Source organism: Bacillus sp. JJ634 (assembly GCF_036962285.1).
Taxonomy (GTDB): Bacteria; Bacillota; Bacilli; order Bacillales; family DSM-1321; genus Peribacillus; species Peribacillus asahii_A.
Genome location: NZ_JBALMU010000037.1, coordinates 36839 through 47880 on the forward strand (window position 1 = coordinate 36839; position 11042 = coordinate 47880).

Here is an 11042-nt window from a genome sequence, read left to right on the forward strand (position 1 = left end):
CATAAGATGAAATGCGGCGTGGCGCAGTTTGCCACAGAGCATGACAGCTTATGACCTCGAGGGGCTAGGAGCCGCAACTAGATGAGGGCAGTTGTCCCCCACCTATCTTCTTTGATTCCTCATAAGCTTGAGGTAGGGGTCTTACTGCCCGTTAAGTGTGGGATAAATAAAAGATGTATGAAACGACCTTTTTATCTAAAATGAACATAGGGGTCGATAAGACTATAAAAAGAACTTAAGGATAAGTTCATAGAATATTCCCGTGACTTTTCGAGTATGTTTTGGTACTTTGGTATCGTAGACAGAAAGGGGAATTGGTTTGTGAAGCGTTTATTTTTTACCATTCTTTTTTTATTGTTGCTTATAACGGGCGGAGTGTTTTTTTGGCAATGGAATGTTTATTCAGAGAAGCAAAGTGCCCAATCTAAACATATTTCCTATCAGGTAAATGAAACGGTACATATGAAGGTAAAAGGTCGCTATATTGAAGTTGAACATGAATTTTTCGGCCTTCCGGCTGGGAACTACCAGTTAAACTTTCAAAAATCTATTAAACCAGTATGTCAAGAAGACGATAAAAGTTGTCAACAATCGGGTAATCAAAAGCAGAATCTAGAAACAAATGGGGGTACGCTTCGTTTTACGTACAAGCTAAAAAAATCAACATCACAAGCTTTTGTATTGAATAACTGGGCCGTTCAATTAGAACACGTCAAGATAGCGAATACACGTGTGGAAATTACCGATTACTCTAAAAGATCGGGAATTTGGGCTGCTGGAGCTCGTTTAATCGGTGAAACAGAGAAAGAGAAAATAAGTTATTACGTGTTTGAAGGAAGAGAAGGGACATTCCCTTTATACTACCAACAAAAAAAGAGCAAGAAGTTTGAAGCAAGTGATGTAATGGTTTATGGTGCCTCTTCTGATCGATTAGTTCAAGCGGTTCAAAAATATGAAGCAACAGAACCTATTACATTGATTATTACAACAGCCGTCTCTCCTTTTTCCTCAGAACATTTGCTAATTGGCACTAGTGTAGATAAGCTGGCCCAAGTATTATCTAAGCGCTATTACCAAACCCATTACCCATTCTCAAATAAAAAAGAGCAATGGCTACAATCGGTTATTGGCGCTTATGTGCGAGATGAGAAGCTGAATGGTAAAGCGAAACAACTATATGAAGAGCTGGCTAAAGGGTTGACCAAGGAGCAGCAAGCAGCATTCGTTTCTGTATTGAAAAAGAAGCGGGGACATGAATTTTCAGTTGAGTATTTAGATGAATTATTATCAAATGTTACAGGACTTGTAACCCATTATTTTGAATTGAATAAAGTGGAAAGTCACAAAGTTCGCCCGCTTATTTTTATCAATCATGCTAAATGGCTGAATCGAGATGGGGAGCATTCAGCTGTAAAATCTGTGACTGTTCGTTTGAAGCGTTATTATTTATTAGAGCAGGTAACAGAAAAACTAGGATTTCATTCAGAGTGGGTGAATCAGCACTTTTATTTAAATAATGGTTCAAAGACATTTCGTTTATACCCAGGAAAAACGGTATTTCTCTACAATGAAAAAGCGCATAGTGTAGAAGGGACATTATTAACACAATTTAATAATCAGTATTATATTAGCGAAGATTATATGTTAAAGGTATTTAACATATTTGTTCGTGAACAAAACAATGAGTTGGAATTGGTGGATTTGAATACGTTACAGTAAGAAAAGCGGAGTCGGCTGGAAAACAACACATATCAAAGAGTTTTACGCTCTTATGGTATAAAAAAAGCCCTGCAGACTTCTGCAGGGTCCTTCTATGTCTGATTAAGGACTAGAAGGCAAAGGGAGAGGAGAAACCGGAGGAAGAACTTATGGGGAAACGTAAGCCTTCTCCGCGGTTGGCAACAACATCTACGATAGTGATGTTGTTATTCACATTATGACCAAAATTCTCCTTATTATTCATGAAACGAGTTGTATTGTTCTTATTTTTTTTATTGGCGAGATATTTCGAATGTGTTAGGATAATTGAGTAACAGAAATTTGTCAGAAAAATGTGGTGAGAACATGAGGGTCGTTTCTGGAACATGTAAAGGTAGACCATTGAAAGCTGTACCGGGTACAGGAACCCGTCCTACAACTGATAAAGTAAAAGAATCGATTTTTAATATGATTGGCCCGTATTTTGATGGCGGCCTTGTGCTGGATTTATTTGCAGGCAGCGGGGGACTTGGTATAGAAGCGTTAAGTCGAGGGGCGGATCAAGCTATTTTCGTCGATCGTGACTATACAGCTTTTCAAACAGTGAAAGCGAACTTAGAGCTATGTAAATTGACGGAGCAAGCAGAGCTTTATAAGAATGATTCACAACGAGCATTGAAGGCGCTTATTAAGCGGGAGTTAACGTTTGATTTAATTATGCTCGACCCACCTTATAAGAAGCAAAAGCTTATCGAGTTGCTAGAGGAAATATCAAAGGCTAGACTGTTAAATGATAAGGGGTACATCGTTTGTGAACATAGCCATGATGTTACTTTGCCGGAGCAAGTCGGTGATTTAGTTATAAAAAGAAAAGAAGTCTATGGAATTATCGCCGTTACTATTTATCAATGGGGGTATGTTCAAGACGAACAGGGGGAATAAATCATGTCAAAAATAGCGATTTGTCCAGGAAGTTTTGACCCGATTACATTTGGTCATGTTGATATTATTCAAAGGGGAGCCAATGTATTTGATGAAGTATACGTTGTCGTTTTAAATAATTCCGCTAAACAGTCTTTATTTACAGTGGAAGAGCGGATGGATTTAATTCGTCGGGCGACAGCTCATATTCCGAATGTAAAAGTGGATTCATTTCAAGGACTTACTGTTGACTATGCTGAAAGCGTTTCCGCGAATGCGATTATTAGGGGACTTCGTGCTGTATCAGATTTTGAATACGAAATGCAAGGAACGTCGATGAATAGGCTTTTGAATAATCAAGTAGAAACATTCTTTATTATGACAAAAAATCAGTATTCATTTTTAAGTTCAAGCATTGTGAAAGAAGTGGCTAAATACGGCGGAGATATTTCTTTGTTGGTACCTGATGTTGTAATTGAAGCAATGAAAGAAAAATTCCATTTGATATGACTGAATATTCTACTAAAAGAGAGCGTGTCATTCGACGCGCTCTCTTTTAGTGGAATTAAAATCGAATGATTCTTTTGGCTATAATGCATGTATAAACACTTAAACTAATAATGGTGAACAGAGGTCCTAAGTGGAGCATTTGTTCATATAATGTTGTTGTTTCATCTCCGATAATCTGACTAACTGGAAAAGCGAGTGCGGCATGTCCATAGTCTGGAATCTCTACATAAAGTGAATTCCAAAGCAGATAAGCTAGTATCGCGGCAATAAAGCCATGCAGGACGCGGGCAAAGAAAAAGGGAGCGAAACGGATATCTGTTTCGGCCAAAATACTTGCTACTTGCGCTTGAACGCTTAAGCCGCTGAACGCTAAAATAAAGCTTGCAATCATCGCTTGCTGTAATAAATCAGCGTTTGAAATAGAGCTTGTCATTTTTGCGCCAAGCGTCATTTCAAACAGTCCCGAAATAAAAGGAATGCTAAAGGAAGGTGACAGTGAAAATACTTGTAAACATCCAGCTACGGCTTTTGCAAGCAAGGCTGTTACATTCATTTGAGATAATAGCTGGTTGATGACTGAAAATAGAATGATAAACCCGCCAATCATTAATAATGTATGAATGGAAGAGGTTACCGAGTCACCGAGCATTTTTCCAAATGGACGAGTTTCCTTTAAACGTGTCCGATGCATCTGCTTGAGGGCCGCTTTTACAGATGGAAGTTGGATTGTTCTATTTGGAAGGGCTTGCTCCTCTTTTTGTCCATAAAACCGCATGATGAAGCCAACAATCATATTTCCTCCATAATGAGCCGCTGCAAGAAGGATACCGAGCTTTGGGTTTTGAAAAAAACCAACGGAAACAGCGACGAAAATAAATAATGGATTTGAGGAGTTTGTAAAGGAAACAAGACGTTCTCCTTCAATTCGAGTTAGTTGTTTTTCCAGTCGAAGTCTAGCGGTAAATTTTGCTCCAGCAGGGAAGCCGGAAGCTAGCCCCATTGCCCAGACAAAACCACCTACACCAGGAACGCGAAAAAATGGTCGCATTAATGGTTCAAATATGACTCCTAGAAAGCTAACAACACCAAAGCAAATTAATAGCTCAGAAATAATTAAAAACGGCAAAAGAGATGGGAAGACAATTTGCCACCACATATGTAAGCCGTTCTTAGATGCGTCAAAGGACTCCTGAGGAAAAACGACTAATGCAATGGCCATAATCGTAATGAGTAGGGCTAAGGTGATTGATTTAAGTTTCGGTAACAACAAAGCTTGCTCCTCCTTAATCAGGAATCTGCTAGGCACTTTATGCATATGAGTGATAAAATAAAAGGAAGTTTTATACAAGTGGGAAAATCGAGATAAAAAATAATCTACTAAATCGAAGCTAATCATTTTATCCTGTTTAAACAATATGCTTGTATGAACCGCTTTAAGACAATAATTTTGAATGAGACAATTTGAGGAGGAATAGCATTGCGAGAACCGAAGATTGGATTAGCGCTTGGTTCGGGTGGTGCGCGAGGTTTTGCTCACCTAGGTGTGATTCGGGTATTACAAGAAGAGGGCATTCCTATTGACCTAATTGCAGGGAGCAGCATGGGAGCGATGGTTGGTGCTTTATTTGCAGCGGGTTCAGATATTGAGCGGCTTTATAAACTATCGCGTGTATTTAAAAGGAAGTATTATTTAGATTTTACGTTTCCGAAAATGGGTTTTGTTGCAGGGAAGCGAGTAAAAGAATTAATTCGTGTATTTACATATGGAAAGAAGTTAGAAGAATTAGATATCCCTGTTGCGGTTGTAGCAACTGACATTCGAACAGGAGAAAAGGTTGTTTTTCAGGAGGGGCCGATTGCTCCGGCTGTTCGCGCAAGTATTTCGATACCCGGTATTTTTGTTCCGGAGAAAATTGATAATCATTTATTAGTTGATGGAGGTGTCGTTGATCGGGTACCTGTCTCGGTTGCAAAGCAAATGGGAGCAGATATCGTTATTGGCGTAGATGTTTCGCATATTAATCAGGAGGTAGAGATTACATCTATTTATGATGTGATTATGCAAAGTCTTGATATTTTACAAATGGAATTGGTCGAGAATAGAGAGTTTGCTTCCGATGTCATGATTCGTCCGCGAGTGGAAAAATACAGTTCGAAATCATTTACAAATATATCTGAAATAATTAGTATTGGAGAAGAAGCAGCTAGACAGAAAGTCGATTACATTAAATCGTGTGTTGCATCTTGGAAGGAGTCTTGCAAAAATGAGCCGTAAAGCGTATGTCAACACTACTTTAGTGGTTGCCTTGCTTCTTTTTGCCTCTGCATTTTATTATTTGCCGTATTATGTGACAAAGCCTGGTATGGCGAAAGAATTAGAACCGATTATTGAAGTTTCTGACGGTGATCGAGCAGAAGGGAGCTTCATGCTCACAACGGTTAGAATGGGAAGAGCAAATATTTATTCGTATTTGCTTGCTAAATGGAGTGACTATCAAGAAATTTATCCAGAGGCATCCGTTCGAGGCGAAGATGAAACGGATGAAGAATATAATGTAAGGCAGCTGCATTTAATGGATACTTCGAAAAATCATGCCATTAAAGTGGCTTATGACCACGCTGGGAAAGAGTTTTCTTATCAGTATCTGGGTGTGTTTGTCTTAGATGTACACGAGGATATGCCAGCGGCTGGAATTTTAAAAGCGGGTGATCAAATTATTCAAGTCGATCGCTTAAGTTTTGAGTCCTCACAACAATTTATTGATTATATTGCTACGAAAAAAGCAGGGGATACCGTTGACATCGTTTATAAGCGAGAAGAAACGGAGAAACAAGCAGCAATCACTTTGCAAGCGTTTAAAGAGAAACCGAATCAAGTAGGGTTAGGTATCTCTCTTGATGATGCTACGAGAGTTATAACCGTTCCCAAAGTGTCTATTGATTCTGAGCAAATCGGTGGACCATCGGCAGGATTAATGTTTTCTTTAGAAATTTATAATCAATTAACCAAAGGGGATTTAACGCAAGGGTATCAAATTGCAGGTACAGGTACGATTGATGAAGAAGGAAAAGTAGGGCCTATTGGAGGCATTCAACAGAAAATTGTCGCGGCTGATAAATCAGGTGCTGATATTTTCTTCGCACCTAATGAGGAAGGGGCTCCTCATTCCAATTATCAAGAGGCATTAATGGCAGCGAAAGATATTAATACGAAGATGAAGATTATTCCAGTTGATCACTTTACAGATGCCCTGCATTATTTAGAAACATTAGAAGATAAAAAATAAGAGGCGGACTTTGACTTTCCGTCTCTTATTTTTTATTGTTCATCAATAGCGTTTCCTCACAATTGTTAAACTTTGAGTCGAATCGGTGCGGCGAATTCCCGCTTTATTAATTCGGTTTGATAAGGCTCTGGTAAGCCTTGGGCAAATACGTTTGTCGCACGTAAATCTGGTGTAATATCAGCATTGTTGTAGGCTGATATTTTCGAAATTAAAGGAAGAGGCAGCTCTTTTTTGACCGATTGCAAATACTGTTGGCCCTTTTCCGTCATTCCGAGTAAACGAAGGTATGATGGAAAGGACGAAGCCTCCATTTCGGCTTGCAAGCTATGCGTCAAAATATGAGTGCATATGCGTTGGATACGCGTCCATGTATAGCGTTTTGTCTTCACTTGTGTCACAAATTGTTGGAACGTACTAGAGTGCTTAGCTCTATCTAATAATCGATGTTCAATGCCTTCCTCTACTTCATAGATGGATGCTAATTCAGCGGCAGAAGAAGTAAGAATTCGATATTTAAGAAGCGGCCAGTACAACTCCCAATGATGAAAGCTTCGATAATAAGTAATATATGTTTCTAAAATAGCAAGGGTTGAATGTGGTACATAGCTGGAAATCGTCTGCATGCTTTGTTTCTGTTCGATAATCGCTTTTCGAATGCCTGTAGCGCTTGCAATCGCTTTATCGTGAAGCGTTGTTTCGTGATAGCCTGCTGCTACCCGCTTGATTGTAAAAGGTTCTATTTTGTAGTTGTTTGATAAAGCAGCGTGCACATATTCTTTGCCAAGAATGTTGTTTGGCTGCGATAGATCTAGTCCTCTTTCATTGGATGAAAGGCTGCGAAAAGCAAGGGAAGCAGCTGCTGGATAACTCTTTCCTTCTTTTAAAAACGTTTTTAACGCACTTTTGTATTCTGTTTCTTTTTCTTGAAGCAAATGATAGGTATCGAGAAACGGGGCAATCTTTCCGTCTTCACTGCCAAAGCAGAACGCATCACATTGCATAGCCTCAAGCAGACTAATGGAGCCGCGAGCAAATAATTCGGCGTTGGCTGTTGCGAAACGATAAGGAAGCTCGATAACAAGGTCTACGCCGCCGCGTAAGGCCATGTCTGTTCGTGCCCATTTATTGACGAGTGCAGGTTCACCACGTTGTAAAAATGAACCGCTCATTACAGCGATGACTACATCAGCTTCAGTCTGTTTCTTACTTTCTTGAATATGTAAGGCATGTCCATTATGAAATGGATTGTACTCGACAACTACACCAACAGCTTTCATTAAGGTCACCTCACTGAAAAAGTTTGTAATTTGGTTTCTACATGCTAAAATAGAAATTCAAGTATAGTTTGAAGTATTTATTCAACATCATAAGTATCATTCGTAAAGCTTGCAACATTCGTTAGAATGACTACATTATAGTGTAAAGAAAAAATATTGACAAACGAATAATTGAAAGCTATAATTATTTTTGTTGCCTTGAGGTGATTTCATTTGAAATGGACAATTAGTCAACTTCAAAAAATACGGGACAAACATTTGCAAATTGATGAAATAGTGGATGTTACAGACATTAAGGAGAGAGACCCGCAGATTCGCGACGTTTCACCAATAAAAGTAACAGGAAGAGCAGATATTGGTTCGACGAAAGTTACTTTCCACTTGCATCTATCGGGTAAATTTATTTTACCGTGTTCCCGAACGCTGGTAGATGTCAACTACCCAATTGATATTGAAACAACAGAAACTTTTCTATTCAAAACAGCAGGCATCGAGTATGATGGAGATGATGTGACAATTGTAGAAGGTGATGTTGTGGATCTTTTGCCAGTCATTAAAGAAAATTTATTGCTAGAAATACCGATGCAAGTTTTTTGTGAGGATGTTAACTCAGAAGAAGCTGCTCCTCAATCTGGAAGTGACTGGACCGTTATTTCTGAAGAAGAAAACAAACAGAAAGTGGATCCTCGATTCGCAAAGCTTGCCGATTTTTTTGAAAACAATAAAGAATCTTAATTGAAAGTATAAAAGTCAGTTAATCTGATTTTTATGGATTTCTTATATTTTTTAAGGAGGTGGGAATAATGGCTGTACCTTTTAGAAGAACGTCTAAAACTGTAAAAAGAAAACGTCGTACACACTTCAAACTATCTGTACCTGGTATGGTAGAATGCCCAAGCTGCGGTGAAATGAAACTTTCACACCGTGTTTGTAAAGAATGTGGAACATACAACGGAAAAGAAGTTGTTAACAAATAATTTCTTTATATTACATCGAGCAATATGCTAATGAAAGCACAGGGATTATATCCTCTGTGCTTTTTTGCTTTTGTTATGTTTAATACAAGTAGAATATAACTTTAAAATGGAAAAGTTAAATAAAAATTCACAGAATGTTCAATGAATGGTGTAAAATAGAAGAGTGATTAATTAGTTAGGATGGTGAAGGTATGAGTCAGACAGTTTTAGTGGAAAAAAATGAACGCGGTTACATGAAAATTATTTTACATCGACCAGAAAAAAGAAATGCAGTTAGTTATCAATTGATGGAAGAATTTGAAGCTGCGCTTGACCAAGCGGCCCAAGATAATGATGTAAAAGTAGTTGTGATAACAGGCTATGGTGATCGCGCTTTTTGTTCGGGGGGCGATTTAGCTGAGTTCCATTCGCTTTATACAGAGGAAGAATCTTACGGAATGCTGTCTAAAATGGGAGCGATTTTATATAAATTAGCTGTATTCAAAAAGCCTACTATTGCTTTGCTGAATGGTAGTGCAGTTGGGGGGGGCTGTGAGATTGCCTCAGCATGTGATTTTCGTCTTGCTAAAAGCGGTGTGAAGTTAGGTTTTGTTCAAGCATCGTTAGGGATTACAACAGGATGGGGCGGCGCTTCGATTTTATTAGAGAAAATCCCTTATCAATCAGCTATGAAGCTATTATTGAATGGAACCATTTATACAGCAGAGGCAGCGAAAGAATTAGGATTTATTGATGAAGTGATTCAAGGAGATTTAGAAGAATGGGAGCGCTTTGTCGATACGATTCTGACTCGTGAGGTAGGCGTATTGATGGCTTACAAAAATCTATTAATTAATAAATGGGAAGAGACGGATTTAAAAGGGCGCATGGAAATGGAAAGCAGACAATGTGCAAAGTTATGGGAAACGGATGCCCATCATCAAGCAGTTGACTCATTCTTAAATAAAACAAAATAATCTGACTTAGTTTACTCTTTTCCCTTCTATCTTTTCTAGTAAGTACATATATATGAAGAAAAAAGCTTGCTTTGGAGGTAGAGAGATGTCAATTGCGAGACAAGATGCATGGAGTCAAGATGAAGATTTATTGTTGGCTGAAGTTGTCTTAAGGTATATTAGAGAAGGCAGCACTCAACTTCGAGCATTTGAAGAAGTGGGTAAACAATTGTCGAGAACACCTGCAGCTTGTGGCTTTCGTTGGAATTCTTTTGTTCGTAAGCAATATAAATCGGGAATCGAGCTCGCGAAGAAGCAGAGAAAAGAGAATAAAGGTCAGAGAGATGTACGATTAGAAGAAAAGCTAGAACGAGAAATGGAGAATATGCATGAATGTACTCAGCAAGTAGAATTTGTTGAGGAGAATAAGACGAGTGATTCGGTTTCGTTTCAAGAAATTGTTTCATATTTAAAGAAAATGGATGAAACGGCTCGACTATATGAGCAGGAAAAGCAGCAACGAGCTGAAGAGCTTGGGGACTTACAGCGAGAAAATCAGCAATTGCGTGAGGAAATTAAAGTGTTACAAAGTCAACTTGTTGTTGTGGAAGAAGATTATCGAGCGCTTTTGCATATTATGGAGCGTGCTAGGAAACTCATTATTCATGAAGATGATCCAACAAGTTCAAAAGTGAAGTTTCAAATGGATAAAAACGGGAACCTCGAGAGAGTAAATAAATAAACTCGTGGCTAAGGGGAGTTTTTGCAACCTCTTAGCCACGAGTTTTATTTTGCAGACGATTGCGCAATTATGGACGCCATACGAGTGGATTTTCACCAAGATCGCGATCCATGTCATAGGTAATGGGTTCAAAGCCCATTTTTGTCCAAAAAGCTTGTGATTGAACTCTCGGGTTTGTTTTAATTGGCAGATGAAAGCTTTTAGCATAATCTACTAAAGCTTTTCCGTAGCCTTTCTTTTGATAATTCGGAAGTACTTCTAATTTCCATAGCACAAGAAAATCTTGTTTTTGGTCAAAGTAATGATCGAACTTGGCGCTTTTTTGATATAAGCTCATTCGGGCAACAAGTGTATCTCCGAAATAAATGCCGTAAAATGGTGATTCACTATCGTTTTCAATGATATTTGCTTCTAAATCATCGAGCATAGATAATTCTTGTATACCGTATTCTTTGAATTTCTTAAATTCTTCAAGCGTTTTGAAATTCACGAGTAAGCGTTCCACTTTGTATTCCATCTAAAGCTCCCCCTTATATCTTCCATAAACCCCATTTGTTATCTAGTTGTAAAGAATAAAGCGTTCTTTTATTTATGTTTATATCAAGGCTATGTTCATGAATGTGGTTGATTTATACGATTTTTGGCCTATTCGGTGTGAAAACACGGTTTCACATGCCTTTCAGCTCTGCTGAAAG

At 38.5% G+C, this 11042-nt stretch carries 12 protein-coding genes; 9 read left to right on the plus strand and 3 right to left on the minus strand.

Annotated elements, in window-relative coordinates:
- Window positions 1-321 precede the first annotated feature (321 nt).
- From V7068_RS07185 to coaD, 3 genes are all read left to right on the plus strand, one after another.
- Complete coding sequence (locus V7068_RS07185; RefSeq protein WP_499711844.1) at window positions 322-1719, plus strand: hypothetical protein; 1398 nt, start codon at window positions 322-324, stop codon at window positions 1717-1719.
- A gap of 345 nt (window positions 1720-2064) precedes the next feature.
- Window positions 2065-2640, plus strand: coding sequence for a 16S rRNA (guanine(966)-N(2))-methyltransferase RsmD (rsmD, locus tag V7068_RS07190; protein ID WP_375348313.1), 576 nt, complete (start codon window positions 2065-2067; stop codon window positions 2638-2640).
- Window positions 2641-2643: 3 nt separating this feature from the next.
- Entirely contained in the window at window positions 2644-3129 is a 486-nt protein-coding gene (gene coaD, locus V7068_RS07195; RefSeq protein ID WP_403150086.1) for a pantetheine-phosphate adenylyltransferase, read from the plus strand.
- A 55-nt stretch (window positions 3130-3184) separates the two neighbouring features.
- Here coaD and spoVV read toward each other — a convergent pair whose 3' ends face one another.
- A complete protein-coding gene (spoVV, locus tag V7068_RS07200; RefSeq protein WP_499711854.1) occupies window positions 3185-4348 on the minus strand; it encodes a dipicolinic acid transporter SpoVV in 1164 nt (387 codons plus the stop codon).
- Between the two features lie 258 nt (window positions 4349-4606).
- On the opposite strand from spoVV, the gene V7068_RS07205 reads away from it, so the two are divergent.
- Together V7068_RS07205 and V7068_RS07210 are read left to right on the plus strand one after the other, a co-directional pair.
- On the plus strand, window positions 4607-5404 hold the full coding sequence (locus V7068_RS07205) for a patatin-like phospholipase family protein (protein ID WP_499711846.1): 798 nt from the start codon (window positions 4607-4609) through the stop codon (window positions 5402-5404).
- Entirely contained in the window at window positions 5394-6416 is a 1023-nt protein-coding gene (locus tag V7068_RS07210; protein ID WP_499711848.1) for a SepM family pheromone-processing serine protease, read from the plus strand. The genes V7068_RS07205 and V7068_RS07210 overlap by 11 nt, the downstream gene beginning before the upstream one ends.
- Before the next feature lie 65 nt (window positions 6417-6481).
- Here the strand turns inward: V7068_RS07210 and V7068_RS07215 are convergent, their stop codons facing one another.
- Entirely contained in the window at window positions 6482-7693 is a 1212-nt protein-coding gene (locus tag V7068_RS07215) for a nucleotidyltransferase (RefSeq protein WP_499711849.1), read from the minus strand.
- Window positions 7694-7906: 213 nt separating this feature from the next.
- On the opposite strand from V7068_RS07215, the gene V7068_RS07220 reads away from it, so the two are divergent.
- The 4 genes from V7068_RS07220 to V7068_RS07235 all read left to right on the plus strand — a co-directional run bounded on the left by V7068_RS07220 (window position 7907) and on the right by V7068_RS07235 (window position 10347).
- Complete coding sequence (locus V7068_RS07220; RefSeq protein WP_499711850.1) at window positions 7907-8428, plus strand: YceD family protein; 522 nt, start codon at window positions 7907-7909, stop codon at window positions 8426-8428.
- 68 nt (window positions 8429-8496) lie between these two features.
- Window positions 8497-8670, plus strand: coding sequence for a 50S ribosomal protein L32 (gene rpmF, locus V7068_RS07225; RefSeq protein WP_119116200.1), 174 nt, complete (start codon window positions 8497-8499; stop codon window positions 8668-8670).
- 191 nt (window positions 8671-8861) lie between these two features.
- Window positions 8862-9626, plus strand: a complete 765-nt coding sequence (locus tag V7068_RS07230; RefSeq protein ID WP_127759697.1) for an enoyl-CoA hydratase/isomerase family protein — start codon at window positions 8862-8864, stop codon at window positions 9624-9626.
- Between the two features lie 85 nt (window positions 9627-9711).
- The gene (locus V7068_RS07235; RefSeq protein WP_499711852.1) at window positions 9712-10347 is read left to right on the plus strand and encodes an RsfA family transcriptional regulator; all 636 of its coding nucleotides are present in this window, start codon (window positions 9712-9714) and stop codon (window positions 10345-10347) included.
- A 67-nt stretch (window positions 10348-10414) separates the two neighbouring features.
- On the opposite strand, the gene V7068_RS07240 is transcribed toward V7068_RS07235, so the two are convergent.
- Window positions 10415-10864: an N-acetyltransferase gene (locus V7068_RS07240; RefSeq protein WP_119116203.1), complete on the minus strand. Its 450-nt coding sequence runs from the start codon at window positions 10862-10864 to the stop codon at window positions 10415-10417.
- Between the last annotated feature and the right edge of the window lie 178 nt (window positions 10865-11042).

Coding starts and splice junctions, on each gene's coding strand:
- rsmD (WP_375348313.1), top strand. CDS start 2,065: ATGAGGGTCGTTTCTGGAACATGTAAAGGTAGACCATTGAAAGCTGTA.
- coaD (WP_403150086.1), top strand. CDS start 2,644: ATGTCAAAAATAGCGATTTGTCCAGGAAGTTTTGACCCGATTACATTT.
- spoVV (WP_499711854.1), bottom strand. CDS start 4,348: ATGGCCATTGCATTAGTCGTTTTTCCTCAGGAGTCCTTTGACGCATCT.
- V7068_RS07210 (WP_499711848.1), top strand. CDS start 5,394: ATGAGCCGTAAAGCGTATGTCAACACTACTTTAGTGGTTGCCTTGCTT.
- V7068_RS07215 (WP_499711849.1), bottom strand. CDS start 7,693: ATGAAAGCTGTTGGTGTAGTTGTCGAGTACAATCCATTTCATAATGGA.
- rpmF (WP_119116200.1), top strand. CDS start 8,497: ATGGCTGTACCTTTTAGAAGAACGTCTAAAACTGTAAAAAGAAAACGT.
- V7068_RS07230 (WP_127759697.1), top strand. CDS start 8,862: ATGAGTCAGACAGTTTTAGTGGAAAAAAATGAACGCGGTTACATGAAA.
- V7068_RS07235 (WP_499711852.1), top strand. CDS start 9,712: ATGTCAATTGCGAGACAAGATGCATGGAGTCAAGATGAAGATTTATTG.
- V7068_RS07240 (WP_119116203.1), bottom strand. CDS start 10,864: ATGGAATACAAAGTGGAACGCTTACTCGTGAATTTCAAAACGCTTGAA.